The following is a 26,037-nucleotide window of genomic DNA, read 5'->3' as shown; positions in this document are numbered from 1 at the left end:
CTGTGGAAGCAGCGTGCTCGTGTTAGCCGGGGGCTGCGAACTGTACTTCCACGTGGGAGCCGCCGGTTAAGAGATACCCGCGTCCCGGTATCGGCCTGTCCTCCACCGCCAGCCGGAGCCCAAAGAACCCACCGTCAGAATCTCGGGTGGGTGCCAGCAGCACGCCGTTGCCCGGTGTCCTGCTCCTGTCTACCGCAGGGAGCCGGGAGAGCAGGTTGTACGCGGGAACGGCGCTGAGGACTATACCGGCACCACGCGAGGCCAGCTGGGTCATGAGCTCGTGGTCTTCTGCAGGCAGCTGGTCCGCGTCATCGGCCAGGACCAGCCAGCCGCTAAGGCTGCCGGCAGGCGGCGGAGGACCGTCGTCGGCTCCAGCGCTGCCATTGGCGGTGCCGATCCGGTAGAGCCGGGGCGGGGCAGCTTCCGGACCGTGCCCGGAGGAGAGCCGCGCAGCCACCGCGAAGGTTTCCAGGAGCGTTGTCTTCCCGGAGCATGCCGGCCCCAGGACCGTAAACACGGATCCGGGCGGGACATGTGCCTCTACGGTTTTGAGATTATCTCCGCCCATACCCACCGGGAACCTGCCTGGCCCGGATGCAGGGTCGAGATGACTGCACAGGACGCTGCGCGGGAGCCCGTCGATCCGGCGCGGAGGGGGTGTTCCTTCCGGAAGCGGCGCAGGCCCTGCCGGCCAGTCGCGCTGGTAGCACTGCGCAACGGTCTTCGCCCCGTCCGCCGTCCGGGGGACCGGAGTCTCCGCTGTTCCGGGTTCCAGGGGGCCCTGGACGAATGCACGGCCGGGCACCGGCCCCAGCTCCGGCATCCGTGGCCAGGCCAGAAGGGCGTCCTCCGAAAGGCCTGCAGGGAACCACAACCGGTTGGGCAGAAGCTGGAAGAACCGTGCGGTGCTTAGTTCCCGGTTGCCGGATACCAGCAGGCAGATGTCCGCGGCGGCTCCGTCCCGAGCGAGGGAAAGCAATGTATCCTCACCGGTTGATGCCCGGGCTGAGCGGAACGACTCCTGCCATCTGCCCCACCCGGAGACCAGGAGAGTGATGCCGGCGCCGTTTCGTGAGGCGGTGATCCGTTCAAGAAGCGTGTCGGCCAGCAGGGACAAGACCCGGGAAGCGCGGGCCGTTTCATGGGGTTGCACACAGGCTCCCACCTGCGGATGGCCGGCCATCCAGGAGAGTGAGCCGTCGCCGTCGAGCACGTAGAGGTGCCGTCCCGGCAGCTGTGCCACGTGCTGCCGGGCGAACGCGCATGCGGCAGCCGCAGGCCCGGCCCGGGGCAGCCCGACCAGGGCAAGGTGGGAATGTTCATTGGGGTCCCAGTCAAGCCAGTCCTGAGCCTGCTGAGCGGGCTGGTCCGCCAGCCCGATCCGAAGACGGCCTGGCGGCGGGACGGGGCGGGAATCCAGGTCAGCAGGGAGCGGCGGCTGGACGGGAGCCGGCGGACGTTCCGGGAATCCGGCTTGCGCGGCCGCGGTCTTGAGCCCCTCGACAATCCTTTCCAGGCCGGGGCCGGCGGAGGCGGGCGTCCTTGCCGGGGATGACAGGAAATCCGCAAGGGTCTGCACCAGGGGCGGGCTTTGACCGTCTGCTGCCGTGGAAACGGTCTGGAAGGTCCGGGGAGCCGCGCCGGCCAGGCGCAGGATCGCCATTCCCGGCGAGGAAGCCGGGATGGCGGCGGCGTCGTCACAGCCAACGATGTCGCGGGAGTCCACGGGGGACTGTACGCGCAGGCAAATGGACGCAGCAACGTTGGCGCGTATATCAGCCGTGACGGAACCCTGCGGCCGTTGCGTGGCGATGACGAGATGAAGGCCGAGGGAACGCCCAATGGCCGCGATTTTCATCAGTTCCTGCAGCGCATTAGGCACTGCGTCCGCCAGCATCCGGAACTCATCGATGACGACGATGAGCCGGGGGAGCGCGTCCTTCGGCGCCGAGCGGGCGTTAAATTCATCCAGGTCAGTGGCTTGCGCATCGGCGAGGAGGGACTCCCTGCGCCTTAGCTCAGCCCGCAGCGAGGTGAGGGCACGTGCCACGTTCTCCTGGGACAGGTCGGTCAGGAAGCCCGCCGTGTGGGGGAGATCCGCCAGGGGTGCCAGGCCCGATCCGCCCTTGAAATCGATCAGCAGGAAGTTCAGGCGCGGGGGCGGCGCCTGGCACGCAAGGGACGCGATCAGGGTCCGCAGCAGCTCGGACTTTCCGGAGCCTGTGGTGCCGGCGATGAGGAGATGAGGTCCGTCCGCTACCAGATCCAGGCTCACGGGCTGCCCGCCGGCATGACCAATGACCGCGCGAAGCGGCCGGACTTCTTTCCACACGTTCTCCGCTGGTTCCGGGAAAAGAGGGGGACGACCATCAGGCACGATCCCGGAAGACGAGGCAGCCAGCTGCAGCGCTGCCCGGTGGAAGCTGCGCACTCCTGCCAGGTCCGGAAGGAAGTGCTGCCGATGGTCGTCCCGGGTGAGGACTCCGCCGTCCCGGACCAGGGCGATTGTCGCGTCGGCGTCTGGCCGGACAGGCGAGTTGCCGGGGTCGCGGCAGGCGATGAGACAGGTGATCCTGCGGGTCTGTTCGGGGAGGGCGGCCCAGATCCGCCAGGCCGTGTTCCATGTTCCCGGGGGTGCGACGACGATCAACGGAAGGCCGGGGTGCTGGGCCGCGAGCGTGACCAGCGCGGCCACCGCAGCGTTCTCGTGCCGGGCAGGGACCAGTGCGATGCCCGGGAGGAACCGGGCATCGCAGATGAGTTCATCAGCTCTGGTGCCGAGCAGCGCAACCGCGGGCCCGTCCGGCACGCTGCCGCTGCCCAGTTGGAGCAGCAGGGAACGGCACAGCCCCTGGACGTCCTCGGGGGGACCCATGAGGCACACCGTACTGCCGGCTTCTGCCTCCAGGATTACGGGCACGGCATCGTGCAGGGGCGGGCGCCAGGCGTTATTCGGGTCTCGGAGTGCCAGGTCTGCCGGAAGGGAACCGGTGCCAAGGCGGAGGGCCACGGGCCGGTTCCGTGTGCCGCCTTCCGCTGTGCTGTTCGGTGCTGGGTCCCATTGAATGGAGCCAGCCGGCGTGGAGTCCCCGAGAACGGAGGCTGTCAGTGCCGAGAGGCACCGTTGGCCCAGAGTGGGGTGCAGGGCATGGCGGCGCCGGCGGTCCGCTGCTGCCGCGTGCTCTTCGGCATTTCGAAAGGCGGTACGGCGCCGCCGGTGGACCAGGAGCCCGGCACCGGCAGTGAGCGCTCCGATCCCCGAAAATGCCAGAAAGAACCACATTCCGGTGGATACTGCGAGCACAGTCCCAAGTCCGAGGGGAAGGAACGCTGCCGCCAGGGTGCCCGCGCCCGGACGCTGCGGCGGAGTGCCCTGGACCTCGACAGGGCCGTCCATTGCCGGCAGTGAGCTGCCAGTTCCACCACACTCTGCTGCTCCGGGCGAAACCGCTGTGCCGGTACCGGGGATGTGCAATTGGAACAGGGTGTTTCCTGCCCGAACGAGGGATGCAGTTGACAGCCGTGCCCGGCTAACTCGCTTGCCGTCTACCCACAGTCCGTTGCTGGAGCCGCCGTCGTAGATCTCCACGCCCGTGGCATTCACCTCGAGTGCAGCGTGGATACGGGACATTGCGGGGTCGCTGATCAGGATGCCGGTGCCCGCCGGACAAGTTCCTTGTTGCTTTCCGGGGCGTCCCAGCCAGTATCTGCCCGGCTTCAGTTCCTCGATGCGTCCGGCATCCGGTCCAGTGTGGGTCACCAGGACCAGCCCGGGGAGGGCGCGTTTGGCCCAGAGTTCCCGCCGCTCGGTGCCCGGGGGGATGAGAATGCGGCTCCCCATAACGTCAGCAATGGTGAAAGCAGGGGCAACGGATGGCCTGGATTGAGACGGGGAAGGGCGCAGCATGTCATTCACATGGCCGGCCAACTCCGCGTCCGTTACGGAACGTATGGAATTAATCACGATTGGCAGAAGGCCGGATGTGGGTACGGATGAGGGGCCGTCAGGCACGAAGTGTGCCGCTACAGCACCGTGGATTGCCACGTATTCACCTCCCTAAAAGGGTACAACCGGAGGGCTCCAAGCTATTCGACAGTGCTGACGCAGGGTGGGGGACCGGGGCGGCTGTGGATATCTTCCGGGTTGGGGACGGGTCGTGTTGCGGGGTCCAGTGATGGAGGAGCGGTAGACTCACCACGGGGGAGACCACGAAAAGTTACTTGAAAGGCCCGTGTGCACCAGGAAGTACTAGCCACTCGGAAACATGAGCAGGCGCGTGCTCGCCCGAAACCGGGGTTCAGGCCCGAAGTCCAGGGACTTCGGGCACTTGCTGTGCTCATGGTGGTGACCTACCACATTTGGTTTGGGCGTGTCTCAGGCGGCGTGGACATCTTCCTGCTGATCTCCGCGTTCCTGCTCACTCTTTCTTTTGTGCGCAAACTTGAAGCCGGCCGGGCGCTGGACCTCGGACGCTACTGGCTGCACATGTTCAAACGTCTGCTGCCCGCCGTCGTCGTGGTGCTACTGGGCATACTGGTTGCTGCCGCGCTCTTTGTTCCTCGCTCGCGCTGGTCGGAGATCCTCTCCCAGACCTGGTCATCTCTCTTCTATTTCCAGAACTGGGCACTCGCGGCAAACTCGGTTGACTATTACGCAACCGACCAGAGCATCGCGAGTCCGCTGCAGCACTTCTGGTCGCTGTCAGTACAGGGTCAGGTCTTCATCCTCTGGCCGCTGCTTTTCGCGCTGGCAGGGTTCATAGCCAAAGCTGCGAAGATCCGCGTCCGCAGAGCAGTGCTACTGGTGTTCGGCTCGGTATTCGCTGTGTCCCTGACGTTCTCGATTTACGAAACGTATACGAACCAGGTCCACGCTTACTTCGATACGAGGACGCGCCTTTGGGAATTCGCCTTCGGTACCCTGCTGGTCCTGGCGCTGCCGTATCTGAAGATTCCGCGGCCGCTACGGGTTGCGGCAGGCTGGATCGGTCTGGCAGCGATGCTCTCGGGCGGCTTTATCCTCGATGTGCAGGGCCAGTTCCCCGGCTATGTAGCGCTGTGGCCGCTGGTTGCTGCCGCTCTCATAATCCTTGCGGGACAGACGGAGAGCCCAGTTGGCGCCGATAGGCTCTTGACCTGGAAGCCTTTGATCCGGCTCGGCGACATGTCCTACGCCCTCTACCTCTGGCACTGGCCCGTCCTCATCATCTACATGATCTGGCGTGGTCGTGAGGAAGTGGGGCCGGTGGGGGGTACCGCCATCATCTTGCTGTCCCTTCTGCTGGCGTACCTGACTACGCGGTTTGTGGAGCGGCCCCTGCGTTCCATGCAGTGGGCGGAGAAGAAGAAGCGAAGAGCGGCCGTTGTTGTTGCCGTTTGTGTGCTCCTCATCGCCTTACCGGTGGCCGGGTGGCAGGTCAACCTGAGAATTCAGGCTGGCACTCTGGCCGAGGGCGCCGATCGCAACAACCCGGGGGCCTTGGCCATGCTGCCAGGCTATGTGAACACAGCAGACGATGACGCTCCGGTGCTGCCCCGCCCTGAAATGGCAAGTAAAGAGTGGCCGGACCTGCCAGAAGGTTGTACGGATACGCGACGAATGGAAGTTGTGTGTGACCTGGACCTTGCCAGCGAAGATGCGCCCCGCGTGGTGGTTGCAGGGAGCTCCCATGCTCAGATGTGGTTGTCAGCCGTTCGTCCGATGGCGGAGGAACGAGGCTGGAACCTAGGGATCCGTATCAAAGGATTCTGCCCGATCACATTCGAAGAAGAAACAGCCGAAGACTGCTTGAGCTTTAACAGGCAGACGATGGAGGAACTGTTGGAATCGCCGCCTGCTCTTGTGATTACTACGGGTAGCATAACTGTCCTCGATGGTGACGAGTACATGGACCAAACATGGGCTTCATCCGTTGCACAACTCCGGGAAGCTGGGTCGTTAGTGGTTGCTGTACGAGACACGCCTCGTATGGATATGTCCGCGCCAGTTTGCGTTGAGGAGAACGAATCGCAGCCCGATGTGTGTGGGATCGACGCCCGCAGGACGTTGGCGGATACTAATCCTGCTGAGATAGATTCTCGAGTTCCCGAAGTCGCGCATCTCGATTTCACAGAGTACCTATGCGCGGAAAATTTCTGCCCAGCGGTCATCGGGAACGTCTTGGTCTACCTCGATAACCACCATCTAACGAGGACGTACATAGAGAGTCTGCGTCCGATCTTTGAACAGAAGCTTGACGATGCGCTCGCAGCTGGTGGGACTTCCGCCAATCTCGGCCGTGAAGTGCCTCCTCTCGAATAGTCAGATATCCTTGACCGTCGGGTGCGCGTCGAAGACCGCACCGAAACTTAACAGGAGTGACAAGTGAACGTTGACCTCGTTGTGATTGGGTCAGGCTTTTTCGGCCTTACCATAGCCGAGCGCGCTGCAAAAGAACTGGGCCTGAAGGTGGCGGTCCTGGACCGTCGACACCACATCGGTGGCAACGCCTACAGCGAGAACGAAGCGCAGACCGGAATCGAGGTGCACCGATACGGTGCCCACCTCTTCCACACCTCCAATGAGCGGGTCTGGAACTACGTGAATGAGTTCACCCAGTTTACGAACTACGTGCACAAGGTCTACACCAGCCACAAGGGCGAGGTGTACCCGATGCCGATCAACCTCGGTACCATCAACCAGTTCTTCCGCTCTTCCATGGGTCCGGCCGAAGCCAAGGCCCTCATTCAGGAGCAGGCCGGCGAACTTGCCGGCACTGATCCCCAGAACCTCAACGACAAGGGGATTCAGCTAATCGGCCGTCCGCTCTACGAAGCGTTCATCAAGTACTACACTGGCAAGCAGTGGCAGACGGACCCCAAGAACCTGCCAGCCGAGATTATTTCCCGACTCCCGGTCCGTTACACCTATGACAACCGGTACTTTAATGACAAGTATGAGGGCCTGCCCGTAGATGGCTACACGGCCTGGATCGAACGCATGGCAGACCACCCGAACATTCAGGTGCACCTCAAGACCGACTTCTTTGACGACGGACACGAGTTCTCCCGCGCAACCACCCTGGGCCAGGTTCCGGTCGTCTACACCGGACCTGTAGACCGGTACTTCGATTACACCGAAGGGGACCTGTCCTGGCGCACAATCGACCTCGAAGAAGAAGTTCTGCCGATCGAAGATTTCCAGGGCACCTCGGTCATGAACTATCCGGATGAAGACGTCCCCTACACGCGCATCCATGAGTTCCGGCACTTCCACCCCGAGCGGGACTACACCAAGGACGCAACGGTGATCATGCGTGAGTTCTCCCGGTTCGCCGAAAAGGGTGACGAACCGTACTACCCGGTCAACACCGTTGAGGACCGGTCCAAGCTGCTTGCTTACCGCGACCTCGCGAAGGGTGAAAAGGACGTTCTCTTCGGCGGGCGCCTCGGAACATACAAGTACCTGGACATGCACATGGCGATCGGCTCGGCTCTGTCCATGTACGAGAATAAGATCAAGCCCCACTTCACCGGGGGAGCCAAGCTGGAAAGCGGAGGAGTCGACGCGTGAGCAAGGTCGATGCAGCGACGGAGCTGCAGCAGTCAGGCCCCGTGGACGCTACCGGCCCAGGGGACTCGTGGCACACTGTGCAGCGGGTTATTTTCCCGGACCAAAGCCAGATGGACACTGCCCTTCTTTACGTGGACACCGGTACGGCCCGCGGGGCTGCGTTTAACACCATGGACGGGTCCATGACGACCACGTCCAAGGACGGGAAACCGTCCGCAGCCGCATCATCAGCCGCTGCACCGCAGGGAGAAGTGAACGTTGAGGACTTCACTTCCCGGATATCAGGAATGGCGCGTCCCGGGCAGCGGCTCTCCTTCGGAACGTATTTCAACGCCTTCGCCGCGAGCTACTGGCGGCGGTGGACGAAGCTTGAGAACATCCGGCTGCAGGTCGCAACCGGAGGCAGCGGCGTCGTCAGCGTTTATCGCTCGAACGCGCGCGGCTCGCTTCAGCACGTAGAGACTCGTCGGGTAGCAGGAGAAACAGTCTCCACGTTCGACCTGCCGCTGAAGCCGTTTGGGGACGGAGGGTGGTACTGGTTCGACCTCGTTGCCGGCTCAGTGCCCCTGGCCCTGAACTCTGCCGAGTGGCAGGCTCCCGGCCCCGCCAAAGCCCCCGGTTCCGTCACGCTCGAAATCACCACCCTCAACAAGGTGGACTTCTGCCTCAACAACCTGCGCATCCTGGCAGATAACCCGGACGCCCTCGCGTACCTCAAAGAGGTTGTGATCGTCGACCAGGGCACCAGGAAGGTTAAGAACGCTCCAGGCTTCGCGGAGCTTGAAGCCAGGTTTGACGGAAAACTGCGTCTGATTCATCAGGGCAACCTGGGCGGATCCGGCGGTTTTGCCCGCGGCATGTATGAAGCGGTCCAGAATGACAGCGACTATGTGCTCCTCCTGGACGACGACGTAGTGGTCGAACCGGAGAGCATCGCGCGTATGGTCACGTTTGCCGACCACTGCAACAAGCCGACAATTGTCGGTGGCCACATGTTCGACCTGTATAATCGCACAGTTCTGCACACCTTCGGCGAAACGGTCAATCCTTACCGTTTCCAGCCCGACCATCCCATCAAGGACCAGGTTCTAGGCCACGACTTCGCCATGACGAACCTGCGGACAACCCCCTGGATGCACCGCCGGGTTGACGTCGACTACAACGGCTGGTGGATGTGCCTCATTCCGACGAAGGTCGTCCGGGACATTGGGCTTTCCCTCCCGGTATTCATCAAGTGGGATGACGCCGAGTATGGCCTGCGCGCAAAGGCTGCCGGCTACGACACTGTTTCGCTTCCCGGATCTGCGGTATGGCACATTACCTGGGCCGACAAAGATGACGCCGTGGATTGGCAGGCTTATTTCCACAGCCGGAACCGCATCATTACGGCACTTCTGCACAGCCCCTATCCCCACGGCGGACGCGTTGTCAGGGAAGGCAGCTTCATCGATGTGAAGCACCTGATCTCGATGCAGTACTTCACTGCCCAGACCCGCGTGATGGCACTGCGGGACCTGCTGGCAGGACCCGAGAACCTCCACGGGATCCTCGCTCACAAGCTGCCCGAGATCCAGTCCATGAGGAACGACTACTCCGAGGCGAGGTTCGAGCCGGATCCTGACGCGTTCCCCACCCCCGGGGTCAGCAAGCCGCCGCGGCGCGGTCGCGGTTTCCAAGCACCTTCCTACGTAACGCTGGTCCCGTGGGCCGCTAAAACGCTCGTTCGGCAGCTAACGAAGCCTGTCTCCAGCAGCAGTGTAGAGCGACCTGAAGCCCGTGTGGCTCACGTAGACAACAAGTGGTGGCGCATGTCGCAGTACGACAGTGCAATAGTCACCAACGCAGACGGAACGGCCGCATCCTGGTACCACCGGGATCCCGCGAAGCTCAAGGAACTGCTCGTTGAGGGCATGCGCCTGAACGCGATCGTTCTGAAGAACTGGCAAAATCTCAGCGAGATCTACCGTGAGGCGCTTCCTTCGATAACCTCACTGGAAGCCTGGGGCAAGACATTCGATGAATACTCGGAAGAGAGCAAATAAGGTTGTCTTCTGAACGGCTGGAGACTCCCGGTCGCGGAGCGGGTTTCGTTGACCTGGTCCGCTCCCGGTTTCTCCTGAAGCTTCTGGTCTCCAAGGAACTGAAAGTACGCTACCGCGGGTCCGTGCTGGGCTTGTTGTGGTCCTACGTCAAACCGGGCGTTCAGTTCGTTGTCTTCTACGTTGCCCTGGGGGTTTTCCTGAACCTCGAACAGAGCGACAGTAACCCCAGAGGGCTGCCGAACTATGCCATCTACCTTTTCTCCGGCATCGTACTGATCAACTTCTTCACCGAAGCGCTGGGCAACGCGTCCCGGTCAATCGTAGGTAACGGCGGTCTGATAAAGAAGATCTATCTTCCCCGCCAGCTGTTTCCCGTGGCGTCTGTCTGGGTCTCGGGCGTGCATTTCGTGCCGCAGATACTGATCTTGTTGGTGGCCTGCTTGCTTAACGGCTGGCGTCCGGGAGTGCTGGAATTAGCGGCTGCCCTTGGCGGGTTTGTGATCGTTGGTCTGCTGGCTACGGGTCTTGGCTTGTTGTTCGGTGCGGTCAACGTGTACTTCCGTGATGCTGAGAACCTCGTAGACATGCTGCTCATGATCGCTACCTGGGCATCCCCGGTTTTGTACTCATGGGTGATGGTGCGGGACAAACTGGGAGAGACCGCCTTCAACATCTACCAGTTGAATCCAATAACCGTAGGCGTGGAGACCTTCCACTTCGCTTTTTGGCTGCCAACTACGGATGGGGCAGAGCAGATCCCTCCTCATCTCCTCTCCCTGTGGCTGCCCGTTGGACTGGCCATTTCTGCAGCCGTGATGCTCTTTGGCCAGTTCGTTTTCCGCCGCCTTGAAGGCCGATTCGCGCAGGAGCTTTAAGCTTGGTCAATGCCATTGAAGTACGAGACGTCAACAAGCAGTTTGTCCTGCGGCATACGCGTTCCATGAAGGAAGCCTTCGTGTGGCTGGTCAAGGGACGCAAAGGGGACCTGTCAGAGAAGTTTCATGCGCTGAAAGGCGTGTCCCTCAATGTTGAACAGGGGGAGACAGTTGCCCTGCTGGGACTCAACGGTTCCGGCAAATCCACCCTCCTGAAGCACATCTCAGGAGTTATGCGTCCTGATAGTGGGACCGTGGGCACCAGGGGGAGGGTCGCCGGACTAATCGAGGTGGGAGCAGGCTTTCACCACGATCTGAGCGGACGTGACAATGTGTACCTGAACGGGGCGATCCTTGGCATGTCTGAGGAAGAAATCAACGAGAAGTTCGATTCCATCGTTGAATTCTCCGAGATTGGTCAGTTCATCGACACGGAGGTGAAGTTCTATTCCTCCGGCATGTACCTTCGACTTGCTTTCTCGGTGGCGGTGCATACGGATCCTGAGGTGTTTCTCGTCGACGAAATTCTTGCGGTCGGCGATGAACCGTTTCAGAAAAAGTGCATCAACAAGATCAAGGAGCTCGCCGCAGAGGGGAAAACCCTGGTGGTAGTCAGCCACGACCTAGACTTGGTGTCCCGCATCTGTGAGCGGGGAGTGCTGCTCGAGCACGGTGAAGTGATCATGGACGGTCCGGTTCATGACGTCGTTAGCCGGATGCGAGCAAACTGACTCATACGCCCAAAGGCCGAAGGTTGTGGTTTGCATAAAGATGGTCCTTCCCCTCGACGTATCTTTTTCCAGCCCGTCGGTACATTTGGAGAGTTTGCTCTACCCAAACGCTTCATTACGTGGCCCTTCGAATGCCGTGCGCGGAAAGCCCGAAGTCCGTTCGGAACGGACGCCTTTATCAACACACGTTCGGCGCAAACTTCTAGGGGCGCTGGGGCAGCTCACTTAGTTCCCGCAAACTGATGCGACGACGCCGTCATGGAAGTTACGGACAGCCGCGGATTCAACGGCGGTCCAACGTCTTAGGCCGGAGCAATGTCCCGCGGCTCTCGCAGCTTAGGAACAAATTTGGGTAGTCCAGCTTCCTGGTACTAGCTTACGACGAGCGATTCTTTGTCTGCGTGACGGTGATAGCCTGCAAGCTGCCGCCTCACACTAACCTGGAGGTCGGTAAACACTACGGGCCCCGCACGGCCATCAAGCATCAGTTTATTCGCAGCCGGTGATCCTGTATAGATTCGCCTCTGGCCCCGTGGACTTGACTAGCTCGAAGCCGGGTTTGTCGGCAAGGTCCGTCAAACCGGCGTATTCGGCACCAGTGTCAGAAATGGCGCGTGTGCCGAAATCTAGGACATATTCTACGTTTTCCTCCGCAAGGGCCGCACACACCTCGGAGCTGAACTCGGGCAACTTTCCGGAGATGAGGATCCGCTCGGGGTCGTTACTGGCGAATATGTGCGGAGTCAGGACTTCCCTGCCACCGAGGGCATACGCCATGGAACCGCCGTTCGAAGGATTGTTCGCAATTACCGCATCTTCGGGAACGTAACCGTCGATGACCTCAACCAGATCTCGTTCGGCGGGCGAGAGCAATGGTGAGGACTCGTCGAAGGCATACACCGGCATGGCGAACTTGATGTAGTCCTTCACGGGACCAAAGTACCCCAGCACGGCCATGCCTGCGGTCAGGACAGTCAGTGCGAGGACAGGGACGGAGCGCGCGTACGCCCATCGCTCTTCCATCCTGTGCGCCGTACGTTCAGGCAGGGCAGTGCGGATCCATTGGATAATCGCCCAGGCTCCAACAGCCCCAAGGGCGGTGGCGAATACCGGGAGGAAAGCCGCCAAACGGTTGGTGTCCTGGTACCAGTTGCCTGTCAGGAAGTTACGCAGGAAACCGCGGTTCTGGGAGGCATCAACTACGAAGAACCAGACGGCCAGGGCGTAACTTGCAACCAGCCACCGGTGCTCCCGGATCTGGAACAGGTAGACTCCTCCGGCGATTGCCAGGATAGTAACGAACCAGTTGGTGGGGGTTCCCATGGGACTATTGGTAAGGGCCTCACCTATGGCACCGCCTGTGGTGGTGTAGGGGCCCCAGGAATCATAGAACGCGGGCCTGAGGAATAGCCATATGAGCGTGGCTGTAACAGCACCGATGATCGACAGCACAATGAAGATGATCAGCGTGGGGCGTGGCCCGGCCAGTTGCTGCCTGAACGAAGGCCACCAATTTGTCAGGATGAGCGGCAGGGCAAACGCCAGAAGGGCGTTGATCACGCTCATATGTGCCGTGGAAGCTCCGGCCAGGGCAAGCAGGAAGGCTATCCACCATGACCGCTGAAGGGGCTGGTCCTGGTCGAAGTTGCCCATCCGGAAGAGACGTACGACTATGCCCAGCAGGAGCGGAAGCATGCTGGTAGCAAGTGTGTTGGGGAACAGAGGCCCCCAAACGAGCAGAAGGAACGGAAAAGCGATCTGAACGGCGGAGAGGACCCCCGCCGCGAGCGTGATCAGGGGGTTATTTCCAAAGACGCTGCGTGCAAAGAAGACGCAGGAAAGCGTCCACACAAGACTTGCCGCAACGATGTTGATTGAGTTTTCCGCCAATGTGACACTGGAGCCGCTCACTTCCACCGTCAATGCGGCGAAGGAATGCCACACTGCCGGGTACACGCTTCCGGCGGCTTCATCGCCCAGTCCGCCCATGGTGAGCGACGAAGCGTTTCCGCTTTCCACCACGTACCGGATGGCGTTGAGATGGAACACGTTGTCGAAGTTCTGGGCGAAATTCTCCGGCTGGCCGATCAATTGCATAAGCCGCCTGGAAACCATGGCTGCAGCAAGTGCAACCGCCGCCAGCGGCACTGCCACGCTGCGCCACGCATCCGCGGCACGCACGTCGGGCGGATCCTGGCGGGTCGCTCCCTTGGACCCGATGGCCGTGGCAATCCAGCCCGCCAAACATGTCAGGACTGTGCCCGCGGCATAAATCCAAACAGACCATTCCAAACCGACGATGTCTGCAAGGACGCCGAAAACGCCCACAACGGCCGCTGAGAAAGCGGGTGCAAGAGCGAATGCCGAGAATCCGCGGAACTTTAGGGCCAAAGCGACAAGGAAACCGGGTAGCAACACCAGGCCTGCGGTCGCCAAAAGGACAGGCAGAACAGGTATCCAGGACAAGTGGTCTCCTCGAAAGGTATAACGCGGAAGCCGGCTAAGGCAGATTTAAGTTCTTCCAGACGGTGTGGCTAGTGCCACTCCTCCCGGAGACTGGCGGTTGGGGCCGGCTTCAGCGCCCGTGCTGCAAGACGCTGGCCAGATAGTCTCCATAGCCGCTCTTTGCGAGCTTTTCAGACCGCGCACGAAGCTCGTCATCGCTTAGGAAGCCCATCCGCCATGCCACCTCTTCGGGGGAGCCGATCTTTAGCCCCTGACGGTTCTCAACGGTACGGATGAAGTTCGAGGCCTCATTGAGGGAGTCGAATGTCCCGGTATCCAACCAGGCAGTGCCGCGGGGCAGAATGTCGACCTGAAGCTTGCCTCGGTCCAAGTAGACCCGGTTGAGGTCTGTGATTTCGAGCTCTCCACGGGCGGATGGCTCGAGCTCCCGGGCGATTTCTACTACCTCATTGTCGTAGAAGTACAGTCCAGGCACGGCGTAGTTACTCTTCGGCTTGGCCGGCTTCTCTTCAAGGGAGAGAGCCCTTCCGTCGGAATCGAATTCCACGACACCGTACGCTGTGGGGTCGGCGACCCAGTAACCGAAGACGGCGGCGCCGTCGATGTTCCCGAAGCGCCGCAGTTGGCTGCCCATGCCGTGACCATAGAAGATGTTGTCACCGAGGACCAATGCAACGGGTTCGTCGCCGATGTGTTCAGACCCCAGGACAAACGCCTGGGCCAGTCCGTCCGGTGAAGGTTGCTGGACGTAGCTAAGGTTCACGCCGAACTGGGATCCGTCTCCGAGCAGGCGCTGGAACTGGTCCGCGTCGTGGGGAGTCGTGATAATCAGAATGTCCTGGATGCCGGCAAGAATCAGGGTCGACAGGGGATAGTAAATCATCGGCTTGTCGTACACCGGGACCAGCTGTTTGCTGATGCCGAGGGTGATCGGGTGCAGCCGCGATCCGGTTCCGCCGGCCAGAATTATTCCACGCATAGCGCAATCATCCCCCAGTGTCCGGGGGACGGCAAAATCGCTGGCCGGTGCAACCGGTCGTCCGGTATGGGCGGGCCAGGTGCCTGGTCCGGTATTCTGGCCGTGGAGTCCGCCACGGCTTATGCCGTGCCAGCGGCAGTCAAATCCGGAGCCACTGGCCGCAACGCCGCGTCGTCCGCCCTCACCGAGAAACGAAGTTAGGTCTATTTTGGATAAAGACCCCGCATCGCCGAAAGCCGAAGCGGCGACAATCGGTGCGTCGTCAGCGGTCGGGCTGGGTTCAGCCTCATTGCTCTCGGCGGTAGTCGGCTACGTTGTGCTGCTGATCGCCGCACGCATCCTGGACCAGGAATCCAATGCCATTTTCCTGACGTTCTGGTCATTCCTTTTCCTCCTGTTCGGGATTCTGGGCGGAATTCAGACGGAAACCACCAGGTCGGCCAACCAAGGCAGAACAACGGCGCCCAGTCCGCGGAATCCGCGAATGGGATGTGTCGCCTTATCAATCGGTACGGGAACGGCCGTGATTCTCGCGCTTTCCGCGCCATGGTGGGGTTCGCTTATATTCGGCAGCTACTCCGGCCTGGTCATTGTTGTCTGCGTAGCGGCCGTTGTTTACTCCGGACACGTGGCCCTGATGGGGTCGCTGGCCGGGCAGCAGCGTTGGGGGACGTACTCAAAGCTCATTCTTTCCGAATCGGTCCTTAGGCTCGCGGGCGTGATACTGGTGGTTCTGCTGGGCACCTCGGTGTTGGGACTGGCATGGGGAGCCGCTGTCGGTGCCGCCGCGTGGCTTTTCTTCGTGCTGTTCTCGAAATCCTCAAGGCAGTCGTTCCTCCGCCGGGCGGACAGAGGCACGGGCGCCTACTACAAGACCGTTGGCTACGCGTGCCTCGCAGGTGCCGCCAATGCAGCGTTGGTGGTCGGCTACCCCATCCTGCTGCGTGTTTCCACACCGGATGCAGAGTACTTGGCCTCGGCCGCATTGTTGATGGCGCTTTCCCTGACCCGAGCGCCGCTGCTCATTCCGCTCAACGCTTACCAGGGTGTTGCGATCACTCACTTTGTTTCCCGCCGCACCCGTGGAATCCGTGCGATTTTCCCCATCCTGGGCACTGTCCTTGGGGTGTCAGTCCTGGGCGCGGCCCTTGCCTGGCTTATCGGTCCCTTCCTGATGACTACGGTGCTCGGACCTTCCTACGAGATGTCCGGCATGGTCCTTGCGGCGCTGACTTTCGACGCCGGACTACTGGGCTTGCTGACCATAACAGGGGCGCTGGCGATCGCTTCGGGAAGGCACATGGCATTCTCCGTCGGATGGGTGGCTGCGACTGCAGTGTCCCTCGGACTCCTCTGGCTTCCCCTTGATATCCAGACGAAAACCGTTCTGAGCCTGGCCGCAGGGCCGCTCGTAGGCGTACTGCTTCATTCACTGTTCATTGCCTGGTCAGTCGGGCACAACAAGGAGGCCAATGGCCTCCGGGTATCGGAGGACAACTAGATGCACCCCCCTGAGAACATCCGAGTCAGCGTTTGCATGGCTGCTTACCGCGGAGAGGCCTACATCAAGGAGCAGATCGATTCGATCCTCTCCGAACTGGGGCCAAATGATGAGCTCATCGTTGTGGACGACGCGTCCGGGGACGGCACAGTCGCGTCAGTTAAGGCATTTTCAGGTGACAACCGGGTCCGCCTGATTCTCAATGAACGAAACATGGGATACGTCCGAACATTCGACCGAGCCGTGGGGTTGGCTAGGGGCGAGTATATTTTCCTCTCCGACCAGGACGATATATGGATGCCCGGACGGCTGGAGCGCATGGTGGATGCCCTTCAGGAATCCGCCGTTGTTGCCACGAATTTCTCGATTCTGGGCGAGGAGAACCCCGGGAAACGCATCCTCCTGCGAAGCACCGACAGCCGACGGAACATCCGCAACATTTTTGCCATCATCATCGGCTACCGGCCCTACTACGGCTGCGGAATGGCGATACGCGCAGATGCACTGCCCCTTTTTGCCCCCATCCCGGACTACGTCTTTGAATCCCATGACCTCTGGCTGGCCCTGACTGCCAACGCGTCCGGCCAGATGGCCCATCTTGACGAGCCGGGTCTGTACCGCAGGCTGCATGACAACAACGTGACGCCCTCCACTCTCCGTCCGCTGTACAAAATACTCAGGGCCCGGGTGCTAGCCTTCCGGATGCTGGCCGAGGCCATCCGACGCCGGCAGACAAACCCGGTGCTGGCGCGTCCCGTGCATTTCTGAGGGCGGCGCGGCGGCTCGAAGCAGCGACCAGTCGCCAACGGGTAGGCTAGTGGCATGCAAAATTTCCTCGTGACCGGCGGTGCCGGCTTTATCGGTTCGAATTTTGTGCACTATGCACTGGCCAATACTGACGTCTCCATAACGGTCCTGGACAAGCTGACATATGCTGGCAACATGGCTTCGCTGCAGGGGTTGCCCGAGGACCGTTTCACTTTCGTCCAGGGTGATATCTGCGATGCTGACCTCGTAGACCGTCTGGTCGGAGAGACCGACGTCGTGGTCCACTACGCAGCAGAGTCCCACAATGACAACAGCCTGCATGATCCGCGTCCTTTCCTGGACACCAACATCATCGGCACGTACACGCTGATTGAAGCGGCCCGTCGGCACGGCACGCGCTTCCATCACATCTCCACGGACGAGGTCTACGGAGACCTGGAACTTGATGACCCGGAGCGGTTCACCGAGGCCACCCCGTACAACCCTTCCAGCCCGTACTCCTCCACCAAGGCAGGCTCGGACTTGCTGGTGCGTGCGTGGGTGCGTTCCTTCGGCCTGCAGGCGACCATCAGCAACTGCTCCAACAACTACGGCCCGTACCAGCATGTGGAGAAGTTCATTCCGCGGCAGATCACCAACGTGATCGACGGCATTCGGCCCAAGCTCTACGGGGCCGGTGAAAACGTCCGTGACTGGATCCACGCCAACGACCATTCCTCTGCCGTCCTGACCATCATCGAGAAGGGTGAAATTGGGCAGACCTACCTGATCGGCGCTGACGGGGAGAAGAACAACAAGGACGTTGTTGAGCTGATCCTGGAGCACATGGGTCAGTCAGCCGACGCCTATGACCAGGTCATTGACCGGCCGGGCCACGACTTGCGCTACGCCATCGATTCCGCCCGGCTGCGCACCGAACTGGGCTGGGAACCGAAGTTCTCCAACTTTGATCAGGGCCTCGAGGCCACGATCGCCTGGTACCGGGAGAACGAGGCGTGGTGGCGGCCGCAGAAGGCGGAGACTGAAGCCAAGTACAAGGTCCAGGGCCAGTAACGGTGATGGTTGAATTCTCGAAGGCGCTTACCGCCCGCGAAACCCCCATTCCCGGCGTCGTGCTTTATGACCTTCCCGTTCACGGTGACAACCGCGGCTGGTTCAAGGAAAACTGGCAGCGGGAAAAGATGCTGGCCCTGGGTCTCCCGGACTTCGGCCCGGCCCAGAACAACATCTCCTTCAACGAAAAATCCGGAACCACCCGCGGCATCCACGCCGAGCCCTGGGACAAGTACATCTCGGTGGCTACCGGACGCATTTTCGGTGCATGGGTGGACCTGCGTGAAGGTCCCAGCTTCGGCACCGTGTTCACGGCAGAGCTGGACCCCAGCCAGGCGATCTTCATTCCCCGTGGAGTGGGCAACGCCTTCCAGACGCTGGAAGACAACACCGCCTACACCTACCTGGTCAACGACCACTGGAGCGCAGATGCCCAGGGACAGTACACGTTCCTGAACCTCGCAGACGAGACGGCCGCCATCGCCTGGCCGGTCCCGCTGGAACAGGCCGAGCTTTCGGACAAGGACAAGGCACATCCGCGTCTGGCCGATGTAGTCCCCATGGCTCCGCGCCGCATCCTGGTGCTCGGCGCGGACGGTCAGCTGGGCAAGGCCCTTCGCAAAGCGTACGACGGCGATGCCTCCGTGGAATTCGCCGGCCGGGCGGAGTTCGACCTGACGGATCCTGCTTCCTATGAGCGGAGCTGGAAGAACTATTCCGCGATTATCAACGCGGCGGCCTACACTGCCGTGGACGCAGCCGAGACTCCCGAAGGCCGGCGCATGGCCTGGGAAATCAACGTCAGCGCTGTGGCCAGACTCGCCAGGGTGGCCGCCGCGAACCGGCTGACGCTGGTGCATGTCTCCAGCGACTACGTCTTCGACGGCACCAATGAGATCCATTCAGAGGATGAGCCCTTCTCTCCGCTTGGGGTTTACGGCCAGACCAAAGCCGCGGGTGACGCCGTCGTCTCCGTGGTCCCGCAGCACTACATTGTGCGGACCAGCTGGGTGATCGGCGAGGGCAGCAACTTCGTGCGCACAATGGCATCGCTCGCCGAACGGGGCATCAGTCCGTCCGTCGTCAACGACCAGGTTGGCCGGCTGGCCTTTACCGAAGACATTGCCGCAGGCATCGTGCACCTGCTCGCCAGCGGGGCGCCGTATGGAACCTACAACCTGAGCAACGCCGGTGAACCGGCAAGCTGGGCAGAGATCGCAGCGTCCGTCTTTGAACTGGCGGGACGGAACCGCGGTGATGTCAGCGGAGTCTCAACCCAGAAGTATTTCGAGGGGAAGGAAAGGGCGCCCCGGCCGCTCAACAGCGCTTTCGATCTCAGCAAAATCAAAGGGACCGGCTTCGTTCCTGCCGACTATGCAGTCCGGTTGCCGGCCTACGTTTCTGGAGTAACCAATGCAGCAATCTGAGGCCACGGTTGGGATATACATCCCCTTCTGGGGCGAGCTCGAATATCTTCGAGTAGCTGTGGAGAGTGTCCTGTCCCAGACGAATCCTGACTGGACACTAACGGTAGTCAACGATGCCCATCCTGACTATTCAGTCGATGCCTACTTCGCGACGCTGGACGACCCGCGGATCAGGTACATCCGCAACGAGTCGAACTGCGGAATTACCGAGAACTTCCGCCGATGCGTGCAAGTGGCGGTAGAACCCCGCGTCGTCGTCATGGGCTGCGACGACTTCCTCCTTGAGGGATACGTCGAAGCCATCACCAAGGCCCACGCCGATCACCCGGACGCGGATCTCATCCAGCCCGGTGTTGTGGTCGTGGACGAAGAAGGAACAGTGGTCGCGCCCTTGGTGGACCGGGTGAAACAGAGGCTCCTGCGGCCTCGACATGAGTCCCCGCTGCTGCTCTCCGGCGACAAGCTTGCAGCCAATCTAATGCGCGGCAACTGGCTTTACTGGCCGTCTCTGGCCTTCCGGCGTGAAGCGGTCCAAACACACGATTTCCGCGATGGTTTCCCGGTTATTCAGGATCTGGCACTGATCCTGGATGTTCTCTTGGACGGCGGGGAGCTGCTGGTTGTCCCCGATGTTGTCTTCGCCTACCGGAGACACAATTCCAGTGCATCGTCGCTGGAGCTGCTGGACGGATCGCGATTCGCCGGGGAACGGAAGTTCTTCGAACATGCGGCGCTTCTGGCCAAGGCGAAGGGGTGGCCCAAGACCGTCTCAGCAGCAAGGCTTCACGTCACCTCCCGCCTGCATGCGCTGGTAGTCCTGCCAGGTGTGCTGCTGCGAAGGGATATCCGAACAGCAAAGGTGATCCTGCGACACGCTTTTGGCAACTAGGCTTGCCCTGCGAGCATGGCATGTGGCGGCGACTGGGCCGGCGTTGACGGCGCAGGTCGGCATTTGGCCGTGGCTGAGTATTTCTATAGCCTGTGATTACGTATGCCCGGGTTTGTGACTCCCGAACCGGGACGCTGCACAGGATGGTACGGGCCTGCTTTCCACTGAGACCGGTCGGATGCCACCCCCCCCAGTCCAGGGGCACAATTTCCCTGGACCGAGATTTTGAACGACTGCAGAATGGTTTAGGATTCCCGTGGATAATGCTGAGGTTCGGTCGCAGGACCGGTTGCTGGTCATCATGCCTGCCTGGAACGAATCCGAGTCGGTGGGAGACACCGTCGCCGAAGTGATCCGTACGGTTCCGAACTGCGACGTCCTGGTTGTCGACGACGGGTCCATGGACAACACCGCGGATCTGGCTGCGGCCGCCGGCGCGACCGTCCTGCGGCTGCCTTTCAACCTGGGTGTTGGCGGGGCGATGCGTTCGGGCTATAAGTACGCCAAGCGCTGGAACTACACCCGCGCCATTCAAGTTGACGCTGACGGCCAGCACGATCCCAAGGATCTGGTAAACGTCGTGAAGGGCCTGGAAAAGGCAGATATCTCCATAGGTGCCAGGTTCGCCGAGAAGGGCAATTACGAGGTTCGGGGGCCGCGCAAATGGGCCATGTCCTTCTTGGGATGGTTCATTTCCCGGGTTGCCAAGACCCATCTGACTGATGTCACATCGGGTTTCCGTGCAGCAAATTCCCGGGCCATCGCCCAGTATTGTGAGCACTATCCGGCTGAGTATCTGGGCGACACCATCGACTCGCTGGTGGTAGCCGTTCGGTCTGGACTGACCGTGACTCAGGTTCCGGTTGAAATGCGGCCCAGACAGGGCGGCCAGCCCAGCCATAACCCTGCTAAGGCAGCGCTTTACCTGGCACGCAGCGGTTTTGCCCTTGTGATAGCGATGACCCGAAAAAAGACCCGAATCCCAGAACAAAGCGGAGCAGCGAAATGACCAATACCCTGGTGCCGTTTATCATGGCGCTTCTAGTCGTCGGTTCGGTCGTCTGGCTCCTGCGCCAGCGGAAACTCAGGGAGAAGTACGCCGTACTGTGGATCCTTGTTGGACTAGCCACGCTGATCCTTGCCGGATTCCCGCAACTGCTCACCATCGCCGCAGATCTGGCCGGATTTGCGCTTCCGTCGAATCTCCTGTTCGTGTTGGCTATTCTTTTGCCAATCGGCGTTTGCCTGCACCTTTCCCTGGAGATTTCAGTCGTTGAGGACGAAACTCGCGCCTTGGCCGAGGAAGCGGCGATCCTGCGGGCCCAGCTAGACGCCGTCCAGGCCCGGGTTGACCGGATGGATCCTGCCCACTAGCCTCGCCAATCAGGTGATAAGGACGAAATGCACGGCAACGGTGTCCCCGGGCGTCACTCCGAAGGGCACTAGAAAACCAGCCACAGTGACGAACACTTTCAGCGGCGGCAGCGGCGTGACTCGAATCAACGGGGCTGCGGCACCTAAACAGTAATGGGGACCGCCTTCATTATGAAGGCGGTCCCCATTGCGATGGTACCTTGAACTGTTAGCGGATAACCCCCACAGAGGTTCCGCCCCCGCGGCTCCAGCGACCAGTCAGCGGACGGTCGTCCGGGTTGCCGAAGGCGAGTTTCCTGGTGGCTGCGAGGGTTGCATGGTCATCGGTTAGGTACCAGACGTTGTTTCGCTGAACCCCCACGGTAGTCCGTCCGTCGTTGTTCCAATCGCCGGATATTGCAGTGTCACCGGCATTGCCATAGATGAAGGACTGATGCACCGAAGGACGGATGTTGCTATCGGTCAGGTAGAACCGGGTACCGACACCTTCCATGCGAGCTACACCGAGGGTGTCGTATCCGTCGCCGTTCCAGTCCCCGACAATAGGGGTGTCGTATGCTGCGCCGAATGCAAATGTTCCGTCCGCTCGACCCGTCGTGTTGGAGTTCCGGAGATAAACCATTCCGTTACGGAATACCCCCAAGGTGTCGTATCCGTCGCCGTTCCAGTCACCACAGATCGGGCGGTCGCCTTTTTCTCCATAGTGGACCTGCGTTACAGGTGCGGAGCCGGTAAGCGCGTTCCGGATGTACCAGACCCCGTCTCGGAAAGCTGCAGGTGTCGCTATCCCGTCGCCGTCCCAGTCGCATGTGACAAATTCGTCCGTTGTGTGCCCGTAAGCGACACTGCCCACGGGAGTGCTGTTGTAGTAGAGCCGTGCAACTCCAGGGACCCGAGAACCGCGTGCAAAGTCACGTAGTTGCTGTAGGGAACCGTTGTAGACGTTCGAATCCCCTTCGAAAGGACCAGTGCTGCTGTACTGCCAAAGGGTGTAATTTCCCCACCCCTTTGGTAAGATCCCAGCGGTCTTGGCGTAGCTGGCGATATGGAGCGGCTGGCTCGAGAAAGCGCTGGAGTTACCGGTACAGGTTTTCCACCAGTCGGTGGTGGTATAGATCATCGGCAGTCTTCCCGTACGCTCAGCAACCCTCGTGGAGAAGTCTCTGATCCAGGAGACCATCTGGCTGGACGTCATGTCGTAGCAGGTGTCCCCCAGTTCAGGGTACGGGTTATACTCCACATCCAGCAGTGGCGGCAGGGTGTTTCCGTCTGCGGTCCACCGTCCGCCGTTGTTCACGAAGTAGTCGGCTTGTGCTCTGCCGCTGGAGACGTTTGGGATGGCGAAATGGTATGCCCCGTGCAGCATGCCGGCCCCGACTGCACCGGAGGTCTGACGCGCGTATAGAGGGTTGATGTATGAGGTTGCCTCGGTGGCCTTGACATACGCATATCGTGCGCCCAAGCTCCGTGCTCGGTTCCAGTCCACAGACGGCTGGTGGCTGCTGACATCCATCCCTTGAAGGCCGGCTGGCGTCCAAGTCGAGGCCAATGAAACGGATGGGTGGTCTGTGGCGAGCCGCGCCATCGACGCTGGGCTGACTGTCAGGTCTCGGGATTCCGGCTGGCCCTGTGGCGCGTCCGGTGAGGTTGCTAGCTCCGGATCAGCAAGATTGTCCTCGATTAGCGTCTGCTCCACTTCGACCCGTTCCGCCAGTTCGTCGGCGCTCGGTATCTGTGGGTCCAGGGTGGTTTCCATCCGCTCAAGCCCCTGCCCCATTTTTGCGCCCAATATGCCGATAAGTGACTCTAGGTCGATCTCTTCAGGTCCGGATGGCTCAAGGACCACATCGGGCAGACTCGGTGAGTCGTTGGGAGCGGGGGTGCTCGAACTGGGGCTTTGAACGGCCGAAGGATCATCGGCAGTGGGCGCAGGAGACGACGCGTCGTCAGCAGGGTCAGGTAGCGGAGTCTGGTCGGGGGCACTCGTGGCCGGCGCGGAAGGGACCGGCGGTTCAGAGGTTTCTGAAGGCAAAACAGCAGCATGTGCCGGTGCTGCAATTGTCAGGGCGATAGTGAGTGAGAGTGCAGAGAGGGGCCATCTTCGAGAAAACACAGTAGCTCCAGAGAGGGGGTGGGAGAGAAGTCCAGAACGGGACTGACAAGGATTCTATCCCCGAGGCGTGGCCAAAGTGACGATTGAGAACTGATCAGTCGTTTAGGGAGGGACAAGAACAATGCGATGATCCGCTTGTGACGGTGGCGATAGCAGGTATTCGGCAGGATTCTTCCTCATGTGAACACGTGCCGGAGAAGTGACGAGGCCGTGACTCGGTCCATCGTGCGTAAGTTGCGGATGAGAACGACTAAGGCGTGAAGCCTGGAGGTCCAGTGCATCCTCGCCGCGCGCGACGCCTTGGACCAGCCGAGAGAGCTGAATCTGTGCTCTTCATTATGAAAGAAGGCTTTCTCCTCCCTGAACCTTCTTCCATCCGCTTCTCGAACGGACGAATCCGACGCGTTGTGCCTCCTGTACAGAAAGACCACGTCGTGGAGGATGAGCAGCGATCCGCCACCCGCGGCTATGTCTAGCAAGAGCGCGAGATCCTGCACGACGTCGTAGACGGGGTTGAAACCGTAGGACTGAATGATCTCTCGCCGCCAAGCGAGCGAGGGAAAGTAATGCCACCCCGAATGCAACAGGCTGCAGGCCATCCTTTCACCCGCAAGAATGTGTTCGTGTCGAAGCAGCCCAGGACGCGTTATGAGCTTCACAGCATCCGTAAGCGTCCAGATGGGTTGTCCTTTTTCACCTATGACACGCACACCTGGTTGGACGACGGCGATGTCGGGATGGGCCGAGAATGCTGCTGCAGGGGTTTTCAGGTACCCGCTAAGCATGACATCGTCTGACCCCATCACCACGACGATTCCAGCCCTGGCAAGACCTAGCGCTTTTTCGTAGTTTCGATTAGCTCCGAGGTTTTCCTCGTTCCTTATGTAGGTGATACGAGCGTCACCCAGCGATTTGATCCAGATCATGGGCTTTTCGCTGGGATAGGCATCATCTACGATGATGAGCCGCCAATGAGGGTAATCCTGTTTCTGCACACTGCGGACGGCGGCTTGAAAGAGATCGGCATTTCCGTAGTAGGGGAGGAGAACGTCGATAGCTTCCATAAATACCACCGGCTGGTAGAGGGTTGTGGCAAGGCAGGTTCCTCAGGGAAAAGACGTTAGGTCCTCCGTCCCGGTTCCTGCAATAGACCCGAGTAACGTACATATGCGCCGATGCCGATCCGCCGAGGAGACGATCCAACGGACCTCTGCTCGAGGTGACCATCTTGAGACTTATCCACATTAGGTACCCTTCACTCTCGTCAGCGGCTGCAAATTCCCTTATCCTCGCCCGCATGGCATCACTGGCCTGCAGGAACAGTCTCATTCTCGTAGCCTCGGCAGGAACGCCGGGGCGGGATCCGGGGGAGCACGTATGGATGCGGTGCGAATTGTCGAAGACGAGGTGCGCGAGCTCATCCGCGTACGCGGACTGGACCCGGCACACCAGGCCGGTGAGGTCCGGCGTTTGGTCGACGCCGCGGTCCAGGATTACGACGACCGTTCACTTCTAGGCTCCCTTCCTGCGCTGGGCCATCCTGAGCGGGCGGCAAAGCAGGTCTTTGACGCGGTCGCCGGATATGGGGCCCTGCAGCCCCTCCTCGATGACCGGAGCATAGAAGAAATCTGGATCAACTCGCCCGGGGAAGTGTACGTAGCACGCGACGGCCGGTCGGAACTGACCGCACTCAACCTGACAACAGAGCAAATCCGGGACCTGGTGGAGCGCATGCTGAAGTCCTCCGGCCGGCGGCTTGACCTGTCTTCGCCCTTCGTTGACGCCGCCCTTCCGGACGGTTCTCGGCTGCACGTGGTCATCCCGGATGTGACGCGGCGGCACTGGGCGGTCAACATCCGCAAGTTCATCGTCCGGGCCAGCCGGCTGGAACACCTGGTGGAACTTGGAACTCTGACACCCCAAGCAGCGCGGTTTCTCTCAGCGGCGGTGGCCGGAGGACTCAACATCCTGGTCTCAGGGGCCACCCAGGCTGGCAAAACCACACTGCTGAACTGCCTGGCAGCCTCCATCGGTGCGAGGGAGAGGGTGGTGACGGTGGAGGAGATCTTCGAGCTGCAGCTGCCGCTGCGCGACGTCGTAGGGCTGCAGTGCAGGCAGGCCAATCTTGAAGGATCCGGGGAAATCCCGTTGCGGCGTCTGGTCAAGGAAGCCCTGCGCATGAGGCCCGACCGGCTGATCGTTGGGGAAGTCCGGGAAGCCGAGAGCCTGGACATGCTCATCGCTTTGAACTCCGGGTTCCCGGTTAG

The 26,037-nt window shown here is 60.9% G+C and carries 17 protein-coding genes and 1 pseudogene; 13 read left to right on the top strand and 5 right to left on the bottom strand.

The window, feature by feature from the left end:
- Positions 1-22: 22 nt before the first annotated feature.
- Positions 23-3,841 carry an FtsK/SpoIIIE domain-containing protein gene (locus ITX31_RS06045; RefSeq protein ID WP_194782581.1) on the bottom strand — a complete coding sequence of 1,273 codons (3,819 nt, stop codon included), beginning with the start codon at positions 3,839-3,841 and terminating at the stop codon, positions 23-25.
- A 393-nt stretch (positions 3,842-4,234) separates the two neighbouring features.
- Here ITX31_RS06045 and ITX31_RS16060 point away from each other — a divergent pair, with 393 nt between their 5' ends.
- From ITX31_RS16060 to ITX31_RS06020, 5 genes are all read left to right on the top strand, one after another.
- Positions 4,235-6,301 (top strand): acyltransferase family protein, encoded by a 2,067-nt coding sequence (locus tag ITX31_RS16060; RefSeq protein WP_323745597.1) that lies wholly within the window; start codon positions 4,235-4,237, stop codon positions 6,299-6,301.
- 63 nt (positions 6,302-6,364) lie between these two features.
- Positions 6,365-7,552 (top strand): UDP-galactopyranose mutase, encoded by a 1,188-nt coding sequence (gene glf / locus ITX31_RS06035; RefSeq protein ID WP_194782579.1) that lies wholly within the window; start codon positions 6,365-6,367, stop codon positions 7,550-7,552.
- Positions 7,553-7,662: 110 nt separating this feature from the next.
- Positions 7,663-9,594: a glycosyltransferase gene (locus ITX31_RS06030; protein WP_194783533.1), complete on the top strand. Its 1,932-nt coding sequence runs from the start codon at positions 7,663-7,665 to the stop codon at positions 9,592-9,594.
- Between the two features lie 2 nt (positions 9,595-9,596).
- A complete protein-coding gene (locus ITX31_RS06025) occupies positions 9,597-10,469 on the top strand; it encodes an ABC transporter permease (RefSeq protein WP_194782578.1) in 873 nt (290 codons plus the stop codon).
- Positions 10,470-10,471: 2 nt separating this feature from the next.
- On the top strand, positions 10,472-11,200 hold the full coding sequence (locus ITX31_RS06020; protein ID WP_194782577.1) for an ABC transporter ATP-binding protein: 729 nt from the start codon (positions 10,472-10,474) through the stop codon (positions 11,198-11,200).
- A gap of 489 nt (positions 11,201-11,689) precedes the next feature.
- On the opposite strand, the gene ITX31_RS06015 is transcribed toward ITX31_RS06020, so the two are convergent.
- Both ITX31_RS06015 and rfbA read right to left on the bottom strand, forming a co-directional pair.
- Complete coding sequence (locus ITX31_RS06015; protein ID WP_323745666.1) at positions 11,690-13,618, bottom strand: DUF6541 family protein; 1,929 nt, start codon at positions 13,616-13,618, stop codon at positions 11,690-11,692.
- A gap of 157 nt (positions 13,619-13,775) precedes the next feature.
- Positions 13,776-14,645: a glucose-1-phosphate thymidylyltransferase RfbA gene (rfbA, locus tag ITX31_RS06010; protein ID WP_194782575.1), complete on the bottom strand. Its 870-nt coding sequence runs from the start codon at positions 14,643-14,645 to the stop codon at positions 13,776-13,778.
- Positions 14,646-14,853: 208 nt separating this feature from the next.
- On the opposite strand from rfbA, the gene ITX31_RS06005 reads away from it, so the two are divergent.
- The 7 genes from ITX31_RS06005 (at position 14,854) to ITX31_RS05975 (ending at position 21,657) form a co-directional block, all read left to right on the top strand.
- Positions 14,854-16,146 (top strand): lipopolysaccharide biosynthesis protein, encoded by a 1,293-nt coding sequence (locus ITX31_RS06005; protein WP_194782574.1) that lies wholly within the window; start codon positions 14,854-14,856, stop codon positions 16,144-16,146.
- A 36-nt stretch (positions 16,147-16,182) separates the two neighbouring features.
- Positions 16,183-16,914, top strand: a complete 732-nt coding sequence (locus tag ITX31_RS06000) for a glycosyltransferase (RefSeq protein ID WP_416354785.1) — start codon at positions 16,183-16,185, stop codon at positions 16,912-16,914.
- A gap of 54 nt (positions 16,915-16,968) precedes the next feature.
- A complete protein-coding gene (gene rfbB / locus ITX31_RS05995) occupies positions 16,969-17,967 on the top strand; it encodes a dTDP-glucose 4,6-dehydratase (protein WP_194782572.1) in 999 nt (332 codons plus the stop codon).
- Between the two features lie 2 nt (positions 17,968-17,969).
- Positions 17,970-19,394, top strand: coding sequence for a sugar nucleotide-binding protein (locus ITX31_RS05990; RefSeq protein ID WP_194782571.1), 1,425 nt, complete (start codon positions 17,970-17,972; stop codon positions 19,392-19,394).
- Positions 19,381-20,283 carry a glycosyltransferase gene (locus tag ITX31_RS05985; RefSeq protein ID WP_194782570.1) on the top strand — a complete coding sequence of 301 codons (903 nt, stop codon included), beginning with the start codon at positions 19,381-19,383 and terminating at the stop codon, positions 20,281-20,283. The genes ITX31_RS05990 and ITX31_RS05985 overlap by 14 nt, the downstream gene beginning before the upstream one ends.
- 301 nt (positions 20,284-20,584) lie before the next feature.
- Positions 20,585-21,292 (top strand): glycosyltransferase family 2 protein, encoded by a 708-nt coding sequence (locus tag ITX31_RS05980; RefSeq protein WP_194783532.1) that lies wholly within the window; start codon positions 20,585-20,587, stop codon positions 21,290-21,292.
- The gene (locus ITX31_RS05975) at positions 21,289-21,657 is read left to right on the top strand and encodes a DUF2304 domain-containing protein (RefSeq protein WP_194782569.1); all 369 of its coding nucleotides are present in this window, start codon (positions 21,289-21,291) and stop codon (positions 21,655-21,657) included. The genes ITX31_RS05980 and ITX31_RS05975 overlap by 4 nt, the downstream gene beginning before the upstream one ends.
- 208 nt (positions 21,658-21,865) lie before the next feature.
- On the opposite strand, the gene ITX31_RS05970 is transcribed toward ITX31_RS05975, so the two are convergent.
- Together ITX31_RS05970 and ITX31_RS05965 are read right to left on the bottom strand one after the other, a co-directional pair.
- Positions 21,866-23,503, bottom strand: a complete 1,638-nt coding sequence (locus tag ITX31_RS05970) for a GH25 family lysozyme (RefSeq protein WP_323745595.1) — start codon at positions 23,501-23,503, stop codon at positions 21,866-21,868.
- Between the two features lie 443 nt (positions 23,504-23,946).
- Positions 23,947-24,834: a glycosyltransferase family 2 protein gene (locus ITX31_RS05965; RefSeq protein WP_194782568.1), complete on the bottom strand. Its 888-nt coding sequence runs from the start codon at positions 24,832-24,834 to the stop codon at positions 23,947-23,949.
- Positions 24,835-25,147: 313 nt separating this feature from the next.
- On the opposite strand from ITX31_RS05965, the pseudogene ITX31_RS05960 reads away from it, so the two are divergent.
- Positions 25,148-26,033 (top strand): annotated as a pseudogene (locus ITX31_RS05960) (CpaF family protein); the annotation flags it as partial.
- Positions 26,034-26,037 lie beyond the last annotated feature (4 nt).

The sequence above is a fragment of the Arthrobacter gandavensis genome (genome assembly GCF_015355785.1).
GTDB classification, from domain to species: Bacteria; Actinomycetota; Actinomycetes; order Actinomycetales; family Micrococcaceae; genus Arthrobacter_B; species Arthrobacter_B gandavensis_A.
Note: the sequence above shows the minus strand (reverse complement) of the source record. Positions and strands in the feature narration are given on the sequence as shown.

What these genes read in the sequence shown, in the direction of transcription:
- ITX31_RS06045 (WP_194782581.1), bottom strand. Translation starts at nt 3,841, where the DNA reads ATGGGGAGCCGCATTCTCATCCCCCCGGGCACCGAGCGGCGGGAACTC.
- ITX31_RS06030 (WP_194783533.1), top strand. Translation starts at nt 7,663, where the DNA reads ATGGACACTGCCCTTCTTTACGTGGACACCGGTACGGCCCGCGGGGCT.
- rfbA (WP_194782575.1), bottom strand. Translation starts at nt 14,645, where the DNA reads ATGCGTGGAATAATTCTGGCCGGCGGAACCGGATCGCGGCTGCACCCG.
- ITX31_RS06000 (WP_416354785.1), top strand. Translation starts at nt 16,183, where the DNA reads ATGGCTGCTTACCGCGGAGAGGCCTACATCAAGGAGCAGATCGATTCG.
- rfbB (WP_194782572.1), top strand. Translation starts at nt 16,969, where the DNA reads ATGCAAAATTTCCTCGTGACCGGCGGTGCCGGCTTTATCGGTTCGAAT.
- ITX31_RS05985 (WP_194782570.1), top strand. Translation starts at nt 19,381, where the DNA reads ATGCAGCAATCTGAGGCCACGGTTGGGATATACATCCCCTTCTGGGGC.
- ITX31_RS05980 (WP_194783532.1), top strand. Translation starts at nt 20,585, where the DNA reads ATGCCTGCCTGGAACGAATCCGAGTCGGTGGGAGACACCGTCGCCGAA.
- ITX31_RS05975 (WP_194782569.1), top strand. Translation starts at nt 21,289, where the DNA reads ATGACCAATACCCTGGTGCCGTTTATCATGGCGCTTCTAGTCGTCGGT.
- ITX31_RS05965 (WP_194782568.1), bottom strand. Translation starts at nt 24,834, where the DNA reads ATGGAAGCTATCGACGTTCTCCTCCCCTACTACGGAAATGCCGATCTC.